This is a genomic window from Microbispora sp. H13382, from assembly GCF_014161445.1.
Taxonomy (GTDB): Bacteria; Actinomycetota; Actinomycetes; order Streptosporangiales; family Streptosporangiaceae; genus Microbispora.
Window position 1 is genome coordinate 618615 of sequence record NZ_JABBXA010000002.1, and the last position, 16983, is coordinate 635597.

The following is a 16983-nucleotide window of genomic DNA, read 5'->3' on the forward strand; positions in this document are numbered from 1 at the left end:
CTAGGCACGACCCAGGGCGCGGGCGGCGAAGGCGATGGACGCGGCCATTCTGTGCACCCGCTCCTCGACGGCCGGCGTGCCCGGATCGGCGTCGTACCGGTACACGGCCGCCTCCCTGCCGTGGCCGGCCAGGGCCCGCACATAGCGCTCGACCTGCCGGGCCGGGCAGCGCCGGTCGTTCACCCCCGTGAGGATCAGCAGCGGCGCGGTCACCATGTCGGCGTACGTGATCGGGGAGGACGCGGCGTACCGTTCGGGCACCTCGTCCGGGGAACCGCCCAGCAGCGCCCGGTGCACCGCGCGCATGCATTCGGCCTCGTCCTCGTACGCCGCCGCGTGGTCGGCGATGGGGGCAGCGGCGATCCCCGCCGTCCACGACTTCGGCTGGGTGCCGAGCGCCAGCAGGGTCAGGTAGCCGCCCCACGCCGTGCCGGCGAGCACGAGGCGGTCCGGGTCGGCGATGCGGCGCTCCACCGCCCAGTCGCGCACCGCCGCCACGTCGGCCAGCTCGATGTGGCCGATGTCGCCGCGCAGCGCGTCGCGCCAGGCGGAGCCGTAGCCGGCCGACCCCCGGTGGTTCACCCGGATCACGGCGAAACCGCTGTCGACCCACGCCGCGACCTGCGGCTGGAACGAGTCGTCGTCCTGGCCGCCCGTGCCGCCGCCGAACCCCGGCAGCGTGCTGCGCAGCAGGAACACCGTCGGGTACGGCGCGGCCACCCGCTCGGGCCGGGAGACGAGGGCGTGGATGCGCCCGCCCGGGCCCTCCACGTCGATGTCCTCCAGCGGCACGGACGGCGGCGGCGTGCGCCCGGGGCTGAAGACCACGTGGCCGTTGCTCGACCTGACGACCGGCGGGTGGGCGGCGCTCGACCAGGCGTACTCGACGGTGCCGTCGGGGCGCGGCGCCGCCGCCTCGATCACCCCGTGCGGGCTCTGGATCGGGGTGAGGCCGCCGCCGGCGAGGTCGTAGCGCAGCAGTTCCGTGCGTCCCCGCTGGTTGTGGATGATGAGCAGGGCCCGGCCGTCGTCGTACCAGTCCGCGGAGATCTCGCCGCGCACCCGCAGCCAGATCTCCCGCTGCTCGCCGGTCACCGGGTCCCACACGAGCGGTTCGCGGCGGCCCCGGCGCTCGTGCAGGACGAGCAGGCGCCGGTCGCCGGGGACGGGGGCGAACCTGCAGCCGGTCACGCCTCTGCCCGGTCCGTCGTTCAGCTCGGCGACCGTCGAGCCGTTCGCCCTGATGACCCGTACGGCCGGGTGCAGGGCGTCGCCGTGCTCGCTGTGGTTGACGGCGATGAGCGAGCCGTCGAGGGACATGTCCGCGACCGCGGCGTACTCGTCGTGGCGATACAACGTGACCGGCTCGCTCCCGGGCCGGGCCAGCAGGATCTCGAAGCCGTCCCGGGAGGAACGGCCGACGGCCGCGGCGCCGTCCGAGGCGAGCGCGAGCCCGCACGGGTGGCCGGGCGGTATGGCCAGGGGCTCGTCCGGGCCGCCGTGGAACGGCTGACGCGACCACACGCCGTATCCGTCGCCCCGCCCGTCGCCGTCCGTGTGGCCGTCGCGGCCTGTGTCGCCGTCCGTGTCGCCGAACCACCAGATCCACCGGCCGGCGGGGTCGATCGCGCCGTACCGGGTGCCGCGGGCGCGGTCGGTGACCTGGCGGATCTGCCCGCTCGACCGGTCCCAGGCGTAGATCTCCCACGCGCCGGAGGCGTTGCCGCGGTAGACGGCGCGGTGCGGCGCCTGACGCGCCCACGTGGGCAGGGTCACCCGCGGTGCCCGGAACCTGGCCTGCCAGCGTTCCTCGGCCTTCATGCCGGCCCTCCCCTGCGCTCCTACGGGGTCGGGTTCAGTATGTCCCGCGAGAGATGCAAATGACCGACAAATAGGTGATGTCGGGACACAAGTTGGCGCGGGCGGGCGGGTCAGGACAGGTCCAGACCGGCGAGCTGGGCGCGGCTGGCCACGTTCAGCTTCGGAAACGCCCGGTAGAGGTGATAGCTGACGGTCTTCGGGCTGAGGAACAGCCGCGCGCCGATCTCCCGGTTGGTCAGGCCCTTGGCGGCCAGCCGTACGATCTGCAGCTCCTGCGGCGACAGGGCGGACAGCGCCTCCCCGCGCGCGGCCGGGGAGCCGGTGTCTCCGGTGGCGCGCAGTTCGGTGCTCGCGCGTTCGGCCCACGGACGGGCGCCCAGCCGCTCGAAGGTCTCCCACGCGGCCCGCAGATGCGGCCGGGCACTGCCCTTGTCGCGCTCCCTGCGCAGGCGCTCCCCGAAGGCGAGCCTGGTGCGGGCCGCCTCCCAGGGGCGGCCGCTGCCGGCGTGCAGCCGTACGGCGGTGCGGAAGTGCTCGTGCGCCCGCTCCCCGTCGGGCTCGACCAGGGCGCGGCAACGGTGCAGGACGGCCAGCGCCCAGTCCTGCCCCGAGGCCGTCGCCCACTCCTCGAACCGGCACAGGGGCTCGTGCGCGGGCAGCCCGAGCCGTACGGCCGCCTCGATCTGGTCGGGAGCGAAGTAGACGGCCTGGATCTGATGGCGCACCGGGCCGGTCATGGCGGCGTCGAGCCGGTCCAGCGCCTCGGCGAACCGGCCCCGGCCGAGGTCGAGCAGGGCCGGCGCCCACTCGGCCCAGGCGAGGCCGTTGACGATGTGGTTGGCGTCGAAGCGGTCGCGGCAGCGGGCGGCGAGCTCGGCGCATCGGTCCGCCTCACCCCGTACGGCCGCGAGCCACGCCAGCGTGCCCTCCAGGTAGCCCGCCCGGTTGCGCTGCCCGGTGTCGGAGATGAGCCGCAGGCCCTCGGCCGCGGTGGCCTCGGCGTCCCTGAACCTGCCCAGGTACAGCTCGGCGGCGGCGAGCGTGACGTGGACCAGCGGGAGCTTGCCGACGTCTCCGGCGGCCCGGCACTCCTCCGCCATCGCGGCCGAGATGTCGTGCCCGGTCCGGAAGTCGCCGACGAGCGGAGCCACGAAGGCCGCGTTGATCCGGAAGGTGTGCGCCCCGGAGGTGATCCGGCCGCCGCTGGCGACCATGTCGCGCATGATGGGCACCCCCTGCGCCGGCCCCTGCCGCAGCAGCACGGCCGCGCCGGTCACGGCCTGGACGGCGGGGTCGAGGCCGTCCTCCGGGCGCAGGCCGAGCCCGTGCAGGCGTGCGGCCGCCTCGGCGACCCTGTCCGGATCGCTGAGCTGCCAGGCGTTGCGCGCGGCGTCGGTCAGCATGAGCCCGGCCGCGATCCGGTCCTGACGCGTCTGCCCGCCGGGGCCCTCCTCGTCCGTCCCGGCGAGCGCGGCCAGCTCCTCCGCGCCCTGCATGAGCAGGTCGTGGGCCAGGTAGGGGGCGCCTTCGTCGAACGCGATCCGGGCGCGCAGCTCACAGAGCCGGGCGCGGGAACGGGGGCCGGTGACCAGCTCGGCGGCGCGCTCGACCAGGTGCTTGGCCCGGTCGGCCTGGCCCGCGTCGGCGGCGGCGACGGCGGCCGCGGTCAGCCGCCCCGCCTTGAGCGCGCGGTCCTCGGTGAGCTCGGCGGCCCGTTCGAGTGCGGCGCAGGCAGCCGCGTTGCCGTCGCGGTCCCGGGCGCGCCGCGCGGCCTGCTCCAGCGCCAGTGCCGCCGTCTCGTCGGGGCCGGTGGCGGCGGCGGCCAGGTGCCAGGCCCGCCGGTCCGGCTGGTGCTCAAGCAGCCGCGCCAGGACCGCGTGGACCTCCAGCCGCAGGTCGTAGGTGCCGTGCCGGAAGGCCGCCGCGCGCATGAGCGGGTGGGTGAAGGCCACCCGCCCGCCGTCGATCCTGATCAGGCCGGACTTCTCGGCCACGCCCAGGGCGGCGGGCGCGATCCCCAGCTCACGCCCCGCCCGTACGATCACGTCCAGGTCGCCGCCGTCGGTCAGCGCGGTGAGCAGCAGCGCCCGCTGGGCGTCCGGGGGCAGTCCGGCGATGCGGATCGCGTACGCCTGCTGGATGCGGTCGGGCAGCGGCAGCGGGCTCCGGTCGTAGGCGGGCGGGGCCGTACGCGGGAGTTCGAGCAGGGCGAGCGGATTGCCGCAGCTCTCCTCGATGAGGCGGTCGCGGGTGCCGGGAGCGAGGCCGGGGGCCGCGTGGTCGAGCAGCGCGGCGGCGCTGCCGGCGTCGATGCCCGGCAACCGGTGCTCGGGCAGGCCGGAGGGGTCGAAGCCGTCACGCGCGGCGAAGATCATGACGATGCCCTCGGCGTGCAGCCGGTGGGCCGCGAACCGCAGCGCCTGCGCCGACTCCTGGTCGAGCCACTGCGCGTCGTCCACCAGGCACAGCAGCGGCCCGCCCTCGGCCAGCTCCGCCAGCAGCGACAGCACGGCCAGGCCCGCCAGGAGCCGGTTGGTCACCGGGGCCAGGCCGAAGGCGCCGCGCAGGGCGGCGGCCTGCGGTGCGGGCAGCGCGTCGAGCCGGTCGAGCCCGTGCCAGAGCAGCAGGTGGAGCGAGGCGAACGGGATCTCCGCCTCGGTCTCGACGCCGACGCCGCGCAGCACGCGCATGTCGCGCGTGTCCCGGGCCCGGTCGGCGGCGTACGCCAGCAGCGACGTCTTGCCGATGCCCGGCTCGCCCCGGACCACGAGCACGCCGGACCGTCCGGCACGCGCCCGGTCGAGCAGACCGTCGATCACCGCTTGATCGGTCGCACGCCCCCACAGCACGCCGGAATCCTAGTGGCCCTGATCATCACGCCCGGCCCGACGGCCCGAGGGCCGGTGCGGCCGGTGGCCCTTCCGGTGACGGCACCGGTCATGTGTCCGATACCCCCCGGACATCGGCGTTCCTAGCGTTCTCAGGGTGGACAACACCCAAGCGGTCGATCTCATCGGGGTCACCAAACACTACGCACACGGCGTCACGGCGCTGGACGACGTCACGATCGGGTTCGGCACCGGCACGTTCACGGCCGTGATGGGGCCCTCGGGGTCGGGCAAGTCGACGCTGCTGCAGTGCGCGGCCGGGCTGGACCGGCCCAACGCGGGCCGGGTGGTCGTGGACGGCCGCGACCTGGCCGCACTCGGCGACCGGAAGCTGACGCTGCTGCGCAGAGACCGGATCGGCTTCGTGTTCCAGTCGTTCAACCTGCTGCCCTCGCTCACCGCGGAGCAGAACGTGGGCCTGCCGCTGCGGCTGGCCGGGCGGCGCCTCGACCGGGAGCTGGTGGGGCAGAGCCTGACCGCCGTGGGCCTGGCCGAGCGCGCCGGGCACCGGCCCGCCGAGCTGTCGGGCGGGCAGCAGCAGCGGGTGGCCATCGCGCGGGCGCTGGTCACCCGCCCCGCCGTGCTCTTCGCCGACGAGCCGACCGGGGCCCTCGACGCCAACACCAGCCGCGACGTGCTGCGCCTGCTGCGCACGCTGGTGGACCGGCAGGCCCAGACCATCGTCATGGTCACCCACGACGCCGTGGCGGCCTCGTACGCCGACCGGGTCGTGTTCCTGGCCGACGGCCGTGTGTACGGCGAGCTGCACGAGCCCACCGCCGAGCTGGTCGCCACCCGGATGCTGCAGCTGGAGGCGTCGTGCTGAGGATCGCCTGGTCCACGCTGCGTACGCGCTGGGTCTCCTTCGCGGGCACGTTCGCCGCGCTGGCGCTGGGCGCCGCGCTGATCGCCGCGCTCGGTCAGGTGCTGGCCTCCGGGATCACCTCACCGCCGCGGGGGCCGCAGCGGTACGCCGCCGCACCCGTCGTGGTCGTGCCCGACGACCGCCTCACCGTGGACACCTGGCGGGGCGGCAGCAGCGCGCCCCTGGCCGAGCCGCGCGGCCTCGCGGACGACATCGTCGCCCGTTTCCCCGGCGCGGTGGTGGACCGGGTCTTCCCGGCGCGGCTCTCGGACGGGCCGCCGGCGGTGGGCAGGCCCTGGTCGGCCGCCCGTACGGCCCCGCAGCCGCTCGTCGCGGGCCGCGCACCGTCGGGGGACGGCGAGATCGCGATCAGCGCGGGGACGCGGCCCGGGCGGCGGGGGTCCGCCGCGGCGCGGGCGCTGGTCGGGACGCGGGTGCCCGTGGTCACCGCGACCGGGATCGAGACGTACCGGGTCGTGGGCGTCACGGAGGCGGGGCCGCAACCCACGGTGTTCTTCGCCGACGCGCACGCCGCCCGGCTGTCGCCGCGCGTGGACGCGCTCGCGCTGTGGCGGCCCGCCGCCGAGGTGACGAAGGCGGTCGCGGGGGCGGCGCGGGTGCTGAGCGGGCAGGATCGGGCGCTGGCCGATCCGTTCCGTGAGGCCGACGAGCGGGCGCGCAACAACGCCAACACGATCGCCGGCATCGCCGCCGGGTTCGCCGCCTTCATCGCGATCTTCGTGGTCTCGTCCACGTTCGCGTTCGCGGTGGGGCAGCGGCGGCGCGAGTTCGCCCTGCTGCGGACCATCGGCGCGACCGCGCGCCAGGTCAGACGGATGATGTACGGCGAGGCCGCCCTCGTCGCGGTGGCCGCCTCCGCGGTGGGCGCGTTCCTCGGCCCGCAGGCCACCGGGCCGATCCTCGACCGGCTGACCGCGCTCGGGATGGCGCCGGAATGGCTGGTGCCGTCCGAGTCGTCCGTACCGGCCTGGGTGGCCTTCGGCACCGGAGTGCTGGTCGCCCTGACCGGGGTGGCCGCGGCCGCGCGGCGGGCCGGGCGGGTGCGGCCCGCCGAGGCGCTGCGCGAGGCGGCGGTCGAACCCCGTGCGATGACCTGGGGCAGGTGGATCGCCGGGCTGGGCCTGCTGGGCACGGCACTGGTCGGCATGGCGGTGAACGCGATCGGCGACCCGGCGTCGGCCACGAACAACAAGACCTTCATGCCGATCGTCATGCTGCTCATCGCCGCGCTGGGCCTGCTCGCGCCGGTCTTCGCGCGGCCCGTCACCCGCCTGCTCGTGGCGCCGCTTGAGCGGCTGCGCGGCGCCGGTGGCGTCGTGGTCGCGGGAGGGACGGCGGCCTCGCCCGGGCGCACCGCCGCCACGGCCGCGCCCGTCCTGGTCACCGTGGCGCTGGCGGCCTCGCTGCTGGGCGGGGCCGCGATGACCGACGCCGCCAAGGCCGCCCTGCAGACCCGGCCGGTACGCGCCGACTACCTGGTGCTCCCCGAGGGGGACTCCGGACTGGACCGGCAGCTCGTCCAGCGGCTGCGGGCCGTTCCCGGTGTGATCGTCGCCACCGAGACCGAGACCAGCGTGTACACACTCGAAGGCGACACCCAGCTCATCCGCAGGCCCGCTCAGGCCGTCGAACCCGCCACGCTCTCCACGGCGTTGTCGGTCTCGCTGGTCGCCGGATCGGCGGCCGGACTCCGCGACGACACGATCGTCGTCTCCCGGACCTGGGAGCTGAGCCTGGGGCAACGGGTGCGCATGTGGCGCGCCGACGGCAGCCCGGTCATGCTGACGGTGGCCGGTGTGCTCGGGGACGACTCGCCCGCCGACGCCTACGTCACGCCCGCCCACGCCTTCTCCGCGCTGCCCTCCGTCGCGTACGTGACGCCACGTCCCGGAGCCTCGGCCCCGGCCGTACGGGCCGCGCTGGAGGATGCCGTACGCGGCCACAACGCCCGCGCGGTGAGCAGGGCCGAGTGGGCGCGGGAGTCCGGCGACCGGCGGGCCTCGGCCAGCCGGCTCGGCCTGCTGGCCGTGCTCGGGATCATGCTCTGCTACACCGTGATCGCGCTGGTCAACACGCTGCTGATGGCGGCCTCCGACCGGGCGGCGGAGCGCGGCGGCCTGCGGCTGCTGGGCGCGACGCGGGCGCAGGTGCTGCGGTACGTCGTGGCGGAGGCGCTGGCGGTGATGGCCGTCGGCGTGGTGCTGGGGTTCGCGGCCACGGCACTCGGCCTGCTGGGGCTGGAGGCGGCCCTGCTGCGCCTGGCCGGTCCGTTCGCCTTCGCTGTGCCCTGGAAGCCGGTCGTCGCGGTGATCGCGATCTGCTTCCTACTCGGGGCGGTCGCCGCGGTCACCCCCGCGATCCGCACCAGGGGTGTGGCCGTCCCGCGGTCGTGACCCGCGCGCGCTCTGGGGCGTGGTCAGGTGGGCAGGGCCCAGCGGGTGATGTGGAAGGACGCGGTCACCGGCACCGGGTCGGGCAACGCACCGATCTTCGCGGCCAGTTCCTCCGGGCGCGTGTGCCAGGCGCTCGGGCCCATGCCGACCACCGCCTCGACCTCGTCGTGGCGCAGCGAGAGCGCGATCTCCTCGGTCTCCTCCCCGGTGCGGGCGAACCGGCCGCCCAGGGTGTCCTCCAGGCGGCGGTCCTTGTCCTCGTCCACGCTCAGCAGGCCGAGCCGTTCGACGAGTGGGCTCAGGTGGCCGGGGCCGGGCGTGACGACGACCAGGGAACCGCCCGGCCGCAGCACCCGGGCGAACTCCTCCGCGTTGCGCGGCGCGAAGACGTTGAGCAGCACGTCCACGCGGTGGTCGGCGACGGGGATCGGCCGCCACACGTCCGCGACCACGGCACCGATGCGGGGATGCGCACGGGCGGCCCGCTTCAGCGCGTGCTTGGACACGTCGAGCGCGATGCCCACCGCGGCGTCGCCGAGCGCCGCGGCCAGGTAGTAGCCGGTGCCCGCGCCGGCGTCGGCGACCACGGCGGCGCCCTCGCACAGCCGGGCGAGGCGGCCGGCCAGCGGGGCGTAGTGGCCCGCCTCCAGGAAGCCCGCCCGCGCGGCCACCATGGCGGGCGTGTCGGCCGTGCCGGCCGGGCGGGTGAGCATGTTCACGTATCCCTGCCGCGCCACGTCGAAGGAGTGGCCGCGCGCGCATCTGACCGACCCGTCGGCCAGATGGATCGCCGTCCCGCAGGCCGGGCAGACGAGATGGTCGATGACGTCGGCGAGCACCCGTCCATCATCCACCCCGACCGGGAGTGCGAACCGGCGACAAGTCGACTGCAGGAGTACGGCAAGCCGCCGGAGCTTCCATGGACACGCAAGGAACTCTTCGAGGGGGGAGACCGAGATGACCCGCACCCGCCGCCGCTGCCCGCGCTGCCGTACCGAGCTCGACGAGGGCCCGATCCTCTACCGCTGCGCCCACTGCGAGCGCGCCGTCTACGCCGCCGACCTCGACGTCGACTATGCCCCCGTCCCGGCCGCCGCCCGCTGAACCACGAGGTCGGGCCGGGCGTCCAACAGCCATGAGGTGTCCCGGTCGTACCGCCTCACGGGCGGGCGTCGCGCTGGCCGTCGCGCTCGTTCTCGCTGCGTGCGGCGCTGCCGGCGAGGTACCTCCGCCGCCCCGCGTCGGCGGGGCCGGCGCCTCCGACTCCGCCCCGACCGGCGCCGGGCCGGCCTCCGCCCGGATGGCGCCGGTGACGGCCGACGCGGAAGGCGTGCCGTACGGCGCGGGGAGCGCGCTGCCGGACGACGTCAACGGTGACGGCTATGTGGATGCGGTGATCACGATGGAGACGTCGCCGCAGGTCCCCGTCCTCGCCGTCCTGTACGGCTCGCGCGGCGGCCTCGACGCGGGGCGGCGGACGGTGGTGCGGTTCGGCGGGCAGGAGCTGTTCGACTTCGCGGGACCGCGTCTCCGACGGCCGGACACCGCCGACCTCGACGGCGACGGATACGCCGACATCCCGGTCATACTCCGAGCAGGGCTGCGGATCGTCTGGGGCGGCCCGGCCGGCCCGGCGGGCGAACTGTCCCCCGTGGTGCCGGTGCCCGACGTGGGAAGGATCAAATCGGACTGGCCCGCCATCGGGGACTTCGACGGCGACGGGCACGCCGACCTGGCGCTCGCCGCACCGCACTTGGAAGTCTCCGACATCGGCTATCGGCGCGACGTCCGCGGTCACGGTCTACCACGGGCGGGCGCCGCAGGCCCCGGTCGCGATCGGCGTTCCCGGCATCCACGGCAAGCTGGTCGCCGGGGACGTCGACGGGGACGGCCGGGACGACCTTCTGCTCCAGGGCGGCGGCCGGGTCGAACTGCTCGAGAACGGCCTGACCGCCCGGCGTGGGCTCGGCCCGTTCTCGTGCCACGAGGTCAAGGGGGGCTGGCCGGGAGCGCTGCGCGCCGGCGACTACGACCGGGACGGGCGGGACGAGGTGCTCGTCACCTGCTGGACGACCGGCTTCGGCCCCGATCCGCACCGCCTGTGGGTGTGGGAGCAGGGCGGCCGGGTGACCTTCGTGGACACCACGGGCTTCGCCGGCTGATTAGGTTCTTCTATCGTGGGGCGATGCCGCATGAGCCGAGAATCGTGTCCGGTGTCGAGATCGTCCCGCTCTGCGATGCCGTCGGCCCGATGAAGGAACCGGTCCGCAAGCCGCTGCCCGAGATGTTTCCCGGCGCCACGTTCGCACCTGGCGAGGAGTGGGTGCTGCACTTCCACTGCTACCTGCTGCGCGCGGCGGGCCGTACGGTCCTGGTGGACACCGGGATCGGCGGCGCGCACTCGCTCGCCACCTGGGCGCCGCTGCCCGGACGGATCGGCGCGGAACTGGCCGCCGCCGGGGCCGCCCCGGCCGACGTGGACGTGGTCGTGCTGACCCATCTGCACAGCGACCACGCGGGCGGCGCGGTCGTGGACGGCGTTCCCGCCTTCCCCGGCGCCCGCTACGTGCTGCAGCGGTCGGAGGTCGAGTGGGCCTCCGCCCCGGTGCGCGAGCTGATCCTCGATCCCCTGCGGGACAGGCTCCACGTCGTGGACGGCGACGCCGAACCCGTGCCGGGGGTCCGGGTGCTGCACGCGCCGGGCCACACGCCGGGCCACCAGTGCGTCGAGGTGGGGGATGTGGTCATGAGCGGCGACGCCGTGCTCCACCCCGTCCAGCTCGCCGATCCCGCGATCCCCTACGTGTACGACGAGGACCCCGGCCTCGCCGTACGGACGCGTGAGGACATCCTCGCCCGGGCCGGCGTCCTCGCCCCTTCCCACTTCCCCACCCCTTTCATAAACCTCAAGTAATCGACTGCCTACTCTTCAGCCATATTCTTGTCATGCTCTTGGCTACGGGTGCACAACGTACGTACGCTCTGGTCGTGGGTGGCAAGGATGAGCGCATCAACCTGCGCGTGGACGCGGAGACCAAGCGGCTGCTGGAGAATGCGAGCGAGGTGGCCGGGGACACCGTCTCCTCGTTCGTCCTCGGTGCGGCGACTGCAGCGGCCCGCGAGTTGCTGGTGGATCGCACGGTGTTCCACCTCGACGAAGAGCAGTGGCAGGCCTTCGACGCGGCCCTGTCCCGGGAGCCTCGGGACGTGCCGGGGCTCGCCGAACTTATGAGAACCTCAACGGTTCTGGACGAAGGCCCGTGAAGCTGTCTCCGGTTGCTCCCGTCACGAGGGGCGACGATCTTGACGGCTTCGACTGCGGTTCTCCCGCCCAGAGCGAGTGGCTGGCGCGTCATGCGCTGCAGGCGCACGCGAGCGGGGGATGTCGCGTCTACGTCGTCTGCGACATGGGGTCCGGCAAGGTGGTGGGCTACTACGCGCTCGCGGCCGGGAGCGTCACTCTGGGCGAGGCTCCCGCACGGCTGCTCAAGGGGGCCGGTCGTCACGCACAACCCGTGGTCATCCTGGCCCGGCTAAGCGTTGACAGAGCCGCACAGGGCATCGGGCTGGGACGGGCTCTCGTCGTGGACGCCTTCCGGAGGGTGGCTCGGGTGGCCGACCAGATCGGCGTCCGGGCCATGCTCATCCATTGCGAGAGCGAGGCGGCGCGGGCCTTCTATCTGCGGCTCGCCGCGTTCGAGCAGAGCCCGAGCGACCCGCTGCACCTCCTGCTGCTGATGAAGGACCTGCAACGGGCACTCCCTGGCGGTGCGTGGGATGACGTGATCGGTACGATCCCCGGCTTCACGGAAGCGGTTGACGTGCAGAGCAGCCGCGACAGCTGGCAGTCGAACACCTTCTGAGGTAGGCGGGCTCCGCTCAGGCGGGAGCCGGAGCCGGGGCAGGGGTGGGGTGAACCGCGGCGCGGCGGCGGGCGCGGGTTCTGTATCGGACGACCTGTACGGCCCCGAGCAGCCAGATCGGATACTGCACGGCGAACGCCCAGCGGAAGTCGCCCTGCAGGTCCATGACGACCCCGACGAGCGCGATCAGGGACATCGAGGTGGCGAAGCCGCCGCCGTTGACGATGCCGGTGGCGACGCCGATGCGCTCGGCCGGGTTGAACGTGCGGGCGTAGTCGAAGCCGATGACCGAGCCCGGCCCGTTCGTCGCGAGGGCCAGCATGAGCAGCCCGAGCGTCCACAGCGGGGCATGTCCACCGGGCCACAGCAGCACGAGCGTCCACGCGCCGGCCGTGACGCCGATGACCGTGAGCACCATCCACGAGCGGCGCAGCGGGAAACGCCCGGCCAAGTAGCCGAGCAGCGGCCCGCACGCCATCGCGAGCAGCGTCAGCGCGGTCAGCAGCACCCCGGCCGTACGCGGGGACAGGCCCTGCCCCTGCACGAGGAAGGGATAGCCCCACAGGATCGTGAAGGCCGCGGACGAGCACTGGGTGGCGGCGTGGGTCCACATCCCGAGGCGGGTGCCGGGCTCGGCCCACGCGGCCCGCACTCCGGACGCCGCCGGTAGGCGTTCGGGCCTGCGGTCGCGGAGCCCGGCGGCGACGACGGCCAGCGCCACCACTCCCAGGCCCGCCGCCCACAGGAAGGTCGGCGTCCAGCCGTACGCGTGCAGGGAGCTGATCAGCGGCACGGCCGACACGACCGCGCCGAACTGGCCGATGAGGCCGGTGAGCTGCACGATCAGCGGGTTGCGGCGGGGCGGGAACCAGACGTTGACCACCCGGATCACGCTGATGAACGTCATGGCGTCACCGCAGCCGACCAGCACTCTCCCGGCGGCGGCCGACGCCAGGCCGGTGGAGACGGCGAACAGGAACTGGCCGAGGGCCATGACCGCCGCGCCGATGAGCAGCATGCGCTTGGACCCCAGGCGGTCGACAAGGACGCCGACGGGGATCTGCATGGCCGCGTAGACGAGCAGTTGCAGCATCGCGAGCGTGGACAGCGCCGCCGATCCGACCCCGAACCTCGTCGCCGCGTCGATCCCCGTCACGCCGAGCGACTGCCGGTGGAAGACCGCGACCATGTACGCGAGCACACCGGCGGTCCAGTAGATCAGAGGTTTGCGGCTGTTCTCGCCCGTCTGCACCACGTGCACACATTTTACCGTTATGTACTTCTTGCCCCTTGCGTGCCCCTATCCCTCGGGATCGGCAGGTGGGAGACGACGAGGTGATCGGGGCGGTTACCTCTTGCGTTTGGAAGGGCGGCGTCCGGCCGGCTTACCGCCGCCGAAGAACGCCTTCACGCGCTCTCTGATGCTTTTCTGCTCCCCGGTGAGCCGGTTCGACGGCTCCTTGGTGATCCAGGACAGGTTCTCGATGGCGATCGCCTTCCTCCTGGCCGCCTCGTGCCGTGCGTTGTGCAGGGACACCAGCCTCCAGGCGAGCCAAGTAGTGATCGTGTGCTTCTTGCCGAACGTCCGTTCGCTGGTGGCAAGGGCCGTCACGAGCAGAGAGCGCGCTTGCGGTTTCTCGCCTTGCTCCCAAAGAGTGGCGGCGAGGTTGGCCATCGCCCTGAGCGTGTCGGGATGGTGGTCGCCGAGGAGTCGGCGGCGGGCGTCGAGGACCTGTTTGTTGAGGGTGTGGGCCTGGTTGAGTTCGCCTTGGTCGCGGAGGGTGGCGGCGAGGTTGGCCATTGCGTTGAGGGTGTCGGGGTGGTGGTCGCCGAGGAGTTGGCGTCGGGCGTCGAGGACCTGTTCGTTGAGGGTGTGGGCCTGCTCGAGATGCCCTTGATTGCGAAGGGTGTTGGCGAGGTTGGCCATGGCGGTGAGCGTTTCAGGGTGGTGGTCGCCGAGGAGTTGTCGGCAGGCGTCGAGGACCTGTTCGTTGAGGGCCCGTGCTTGGTCAAGTTCGCCTTGGGCGTAGAGGGTGGCGGCGAGGTTGGCCATGGCGGTGAGGGTCTGGGGGTGGTGGTCGCCGATGAGTTGTCGGCAGGCGTCGAGGACCTGTTTGTTGAGGGCGCGTGCTTGGTCAAGTTCGCCTTGGGCGTAGAGGGTGGCGGCGAGGTTGGCCATCGCGGTGAGGGTGCCGGGGTGGTGGTCGCCGAGGAGTTGTCGGCGGGCATCGAGGACCTGTTGTTCGAGGGCGTGGGCCTGGTCGAGATGCCCCCGTGCGTAGAGGGTGGCGGCGAGGTTGGCCATCGCGTCGAGGGTGTCGGGGTGGTAGTCGCCGAGGAGTCGGCGGCGGGCGTCGAGGACCTGTTCGCTGAGGGCGTGGGCCTGGTCGAGTTCGCCTTGGTCGCGGAGGGTGGTGGCGAGGTTGGCCATCGCGTTCAGGGTGTCGGGGTGGTGGTCGCCGAGGAGTCGGCGGCGGGCGTCCAGCACCTGCTCTTCCAGGTGGCGAGCCTCTTCGTACTGGCCGGCTCCAGACAGGAGGGTCGCCTGATAGGCGATGGCGGTGATGGTTTCGAGGTCCTCCGCGCCAAGTGTCGCGGTGAACTCGTGGACAAGGCGGTCGTGTGATCGCTTGGCCTGTGTCAGGTGACCTTGGCGATAAAGCGCCTCGACCAGGTCCCGGCCACTCCGGAGAGTGTCGATGTGGTCAGGCCCGAGCGTGCGGTGCCGGGCCTCGTAGACCTCCTCCTGGGCCTCCAGGGCCGCGGCGAACCGGCCCTGCGCCAGCAGGAGCAGACCGTGGGTGTTGCGGCAGCGGAGATACTCTGGCCCATCCGGCAGTCGCCCGGCCACGGCCAGGGCGTCCCCGATCACCGACTCCGAATGATCCAACCGCCCGCGCTGCAGCAGATATCGGGCGACCCGTTCCAGCAGGCCGGTCGTTTCCACCGGTGCGACGTCGAGCCGCATGGTGTGCTGGGCGGCGGCGACGGCGTGGGCGAGCATGGCCTCGCAGTCGGGCCAGATCTTCGGATCACGGACGTCGTCGGGGAACGCCGCGGCGACGGTGGCGAGCGCGAGCCCTGCCCAGCGCGGCTCCTCCTCGCCGAGGTCCGTGCGGGTGACCGCCTGCACCATACGGTGGAGGGACAGCAGGCCGTCTTCGGTGTCGGCCAGCGAGTATTGACCCATGACTCGCGTCACATCGTGGCGGCGTAAGGGGTCGGCCAGGGCCTCGGCGAGGTCGGCGGGCATGTCCGGCACCGGGGCGAGCCGGGACAGCGGGATGGCCTCGGCCCCGAGGAACGCGGCGAGGCGAAGCAGGGCGACCGCGGCGACGGACTGGGATGCCAGCCGTTCGAAGGACACCCGCCAGGTCGAGGCGATCGTCGCCTCGTTGTCCCCGTCCCGGCCCCGCGTGAACAGTTCCGGCGACTGCCGCTGCAATTGGGCGAGGTAGTCGGCCGCCGACATGCCTTCGGCGATGACGCCGGCCGCCTGGGCCAGCGCGAGAGGCAGGCCGCCCAGGGCCTCCGCCAGCTCTCGCGCCGTGTCCGCGTTGGTGACCTTGCCCTTCCGCTGCAGGTATTCCACAGCGGCCGCGGTCGGCAGGACCTCCAGGTGCCGCGTCTCCGCATGCCGCCAATTGCGCAACTGGGAAGTGATCAGCACGTGGCCCGTGAGCCGGTCCGGGAGAAGCGGGAAAATCTGCTCCGGGTCCTCGGCATTGTCGAAGATCAGCAACCAGTCGCCCCGGCGGCGCAGCGTCTGGCGGAGCGCCGGGATCGCCTGGTCGTCCTGGTCGAACGGCAGGCCCAGCTCCTTGGCGAGCTCCGCGTAGTCCCCTCGCAGGGTCGTCGGGTCCTCGGCCCGCACCCACCACACCACGTCGTAGGCATTGCCGTACCGGCAGGCGTATTGGATGGCGAGCTGGGTCTTGCCCAGCCCGCCGAGCCCGGTGATCGCTTGGATCGCGGAGGTCGGGCGGTTCGCGCGGAAGGCGCGGTACAGGTCCGTGAGCTCGTCGTCACGCCCGACGAAGTCCGGGTTCGGGCGTTGCCCGCGCAGTTGCCACGCCTCCGGGGCGGCGGCGGGGAACCGGACTTGTTTCCCGGCGGCCTTCCGCCCGGCGCCGGGAAAGCCGCCGCTCGCCACACGCTCCGCGCGGTCGGCCACTCCGGCCAGCAGGCGCCGCCGTGCCTCGTCCCCGCCGTCCTCGCCGCTCACGTCGCGCAGGTCGATCGGCACGTACGCCGCCAGCAGCGGCGGCCTCTCACACTCGGCCAGGAGGACGGGGATCAGGGCCCGGTCCTTGCCCTCCACCTCCTGTAGCTGGGCGGCGGCCTGCGCGGCCGCTTGGACGGCCTCGCCGGCGTCCGACAGCAGGCAGAGCGTGTGACGGCTCTTGGCCAGGGCCTCATCGAGCTTCGCGAGCAGGTTGTGCCCGGGCCGGAAGTCCCACGACTTGAGGACCACGCCGTAGCCGGCGCCTTCCAGCTCTTCCGCGATCCACTCCGCCCACGGCACGTCGGCGTCCGCGTGACAGATGAAGAAGTCCGCGGTGTGGTCGTCGTCCCGCACGTGACCTCCGAGACTCACCGGCGTGCGCCGCCCGGGAATCCGGGTGCGCGTGGCGTTCGGCTCACGGAGGGAGAGACACCGGCCAGGAGACGGTTCCGCGCCTCGGCCTCCTCGACTTCCACCAGGTCGATGTAGACCAGCGGCCCGAGCAACGGGGCGACATCGCATTCGGCCACCCGCACCGGTATGAATCCGCGTTCTTTGCCGAGCAGCGTCTGACGATAGGCCGCGGTCCATTCGGCCTGGGTGAAGATGGAGCTCAGGTAATGGGGAGACAGCACGCCCAGAACGTGGCGGCAGCCGGACAACGCCTTATCCATGCCCGCCATGAAGTTGTCCCCGGGCCGGAAGTCCCAGGCCTGGATGGTCGTGGTGTAGCCGGCGTCCTCAAGGGTGCGCGCGATCCAGGTCGCCCAGGCTTCGTCCTTGCCGTTATAGGTGACGAAGAAGTCCTTTTCCCTGTTTTCGGTCGGGCCGTTCTCCGTCATGACGCCTCCGTCGCTGCCCTGTTATCAAGCGCCCCCGTCGCCGGTAATTTACCGGGAATTTCGCG

The 16983-nt window shown here is 73.2% G+C and carries 12 protein-coding genes and 2 pseudogenes; 8 read left to right on the forward strand and 6 right to left on the reverse strand.

The annotated features are described in order from the left end of the window. A complete protein-coding gene (locus tag HHX41_RS06805) occupies nucleotides 1–1821 on the reverse strand; it encodes a prolyl oligopeptidase family serine peptidase (protein WP_182905216.1) in 1821 nt (606 codons plus the stop codon). A 110-nt stretch (nucleotides 1822–1931) separates the two neighbouring features. Beyond that, nucleotides 1932–4670: a helix-turn-helix transcriptional regulator gene (locus HHX41_RS06810; protein ID WP_182905217.1), complete on the reverse strand. Its 2739-nt coding sequence runs from the start codon at nucleotides 4668–4670 to the stop codon at nucleotides 1932–1934. A gap of 136 nt (nucleotides 4671–4806) precedes the next feature. Between HHX41_RS06810 and HHX41_RS06815 the strand changes: the two genes are divergently transcribed. Together HHX41_RS06815 and HHX41_RS06820 are read left to right on the forward strand one after the other, a co-directional pair. After that, nucleotides 4807–5535 carry an ABC transporter ATP-binding protein gene (locus HHX41_RS06815; protein WP_182905218.1) on the forward strand — a complete coding sequence of 243 codons (729 nt, stop codon included), beginning with the start codon at nucleotides 4807–4809 and terminating at the stop codon, nucleotides 5533–5535. Beyond that, the gene (locus HHX41_RS06820; RefSeq protein WP_182905219.1) at nucleotides 5529–7988 is read left to right on the forward strand and encodes an FtsX-like permease family protein; all 2460 of its coding nucleotides are present in this window, start codon (nucleotides 5529–5531) and stop codon (nucleotides 7986–7988) included. Before HHX41_RS06815 ends, HHX41_RS06820 begins: the two co-directional genes overlap by 7 nt. A 23-nt stretch (nucleotides 7989–8011) precedes the next feature. Here the strand turns inward: HHX41_RS06820 and HHX41_RS06825 are convergent, their stop codons facing one another. After that, a complete protein-coding gene (locus tag HHX41_RS06825; protein WP_182905220.1) occupies nucleotides 8012–8827 on the reverse strand; it encodes a putative RNA methyltransferase in 816 nt (271 codons plus the stop codon). A 118-nt stretch (nucleotides 8828–8945) separates the two neighbouring features. Here HHX41_RS06825 and HHX41_RS06830 point away from each other — a divergent pair, with 118 nt between their 5' ends. The 6 genes and pseudogenes from HHX41_RS06830 to HHX41_RS06845 all read left to right on the forward strand — a co-directional run bounded on the left by HHX41_RS06830 (nucleotide 8946) and on the right by HHX41_RS06845 (nucleotide 11851). After that, nucleotides 8946–9092 carry a hypothetical protein gene (locus HHX41_RS06830; protein WP_169985646.1) on the forward strand — a complete coding sequence of 49 codons (147 nt, stop codon included), beginning with the start codon at nucleotides 8946–8948 and terminating at the stop codon, nucleotides 9090–9092. A 298-nt stretch (nucleotides 9093–9390) separates the two neighbouring features. Continuing rightward, nucleotides 9391–9738, forward strand: a pseudogene (locus HHX41_RS42235) (FG-GAP repeat domain-containing protein); the annotation flags it as partial. Between the two features lie 112 nt (nucleotides 9739–9850). Continuing rightward, a pseudogene (locus HHX41_RS42240) lies at nucleotides 9851–10036 on the forward strand (FG-GAP-like repeat-containing protein); the annotation flags it as partial. A gap of 137 nt (nucleotides 10037–10173) precedes the next feature. Beyond that, complete coding sequence (locus HHX41_RS40245) at nucleotides 10174–10902, forward strand: MBL fold metallo-hydrolase (RefSeq protein ID WP_259400659.1); 729 nt, start codon at nucleotides 10174–10176, stop codon at nucleotides 10900–10902. A 74-nt stretch (nucleotides 10903–10976) separates the two neighbouring features. After that, entirely contained in the window at nucleotides 10977–11252 is a 276-nt protein-coding gene (locus HHX41_RS06840) for a DUF1778 domain-containing protein (RefSeq protein WP_310741803.1), read from the forward strand. Then, entirely contained in the window at nucleotides 11249–11851 is a 603-nt protein-coding gene (locus HHX41_RS06845) for a GNAT family N-acetyltransferase (RefSeq protein ID WP_182905223.1), read from the forward strand. Before HHX41_RS06840 ends, HHX41_RS06845 begins: the two co-directional genes overlap by 4 nt. Nucleotides 11852–11867: 16 nt before the next feature. On the opposite strand, the gene HHX41_RS06850 is transcribed toward HHX41_RS06845, so the two are convergent. The 3 genes from HHX41_RS06850 to HHX41_RS06860 form a co-directional block, all read right to left on the reverse strand. Continuing rightward, complete coding sequence (locus tag HHX41_RS06850) at nucleotides 11868–13106, reverse strand: MFS transporter (RefSeq protein WP_310741804.1); 1239 nt, start codon at nucleotides 13104–13106, stop codon at nucleotides 11868–11870. 93 nt (nucleotides 13107–13199) lie between these two features. Then, on the reverse strand, nucleotides 13200–16430 hold the full coding sequence (gene fxsT, locus HHX41_RS41615; protein WP_182905224.1) for an FxSxx-COOH system tetratricopeptide repeat protein: 3231 nt from the start codon (nucleotides 16428–16430) through the stop codon (nucleotides 13200–13202). A gap of 14 nt (nucleotides 16431–16444) precedes the next feature. After that, entirely contained in the window at nucleotides 16445–16918 is a 474-nt protein-coding gene (locus tag HHX41_RS06860) for a toll/interleukin-1 receptor domain-containing protein (protein ID WP_182905225.1), read from the reverse strand. Nucleotides 16919–16983 lie beyond the last annotated feature (65 nt).

Bases quoted from the DNA above. Each gene is read 5' to 3' on its own strand.
- HHX41_RS06805 (WP_182905216.1), bottom strand. From the start codon at position 1,821: ATGAAGGCCGAGGAACGCTGGCAGGCCAGGTTCCGGGCACCGCGGGTG.
- HHX41_RS06830 (WP_169985646.1), top strand. From the start codon at position 8,946: ATGACCCGCACCCGCCGCCGCTGCCCGCGCTGCCGTACCGAGCTCGAC.
- HHX41_RS40245 (WP_259400659.1), top strand. From the start codon at position 10,174: ATGCCGCATGAGCCGAGAATCGTGTCCGGTGTCGAGATCGTCCCGCTC.
- HHX41_RS06860 (WP_182905225.1), bottom strand. From the start codon at position 16,918: ATGACGGAGAACGGCCCGACCGAAAACAGGGAAAAGGACTTCTTCGTC.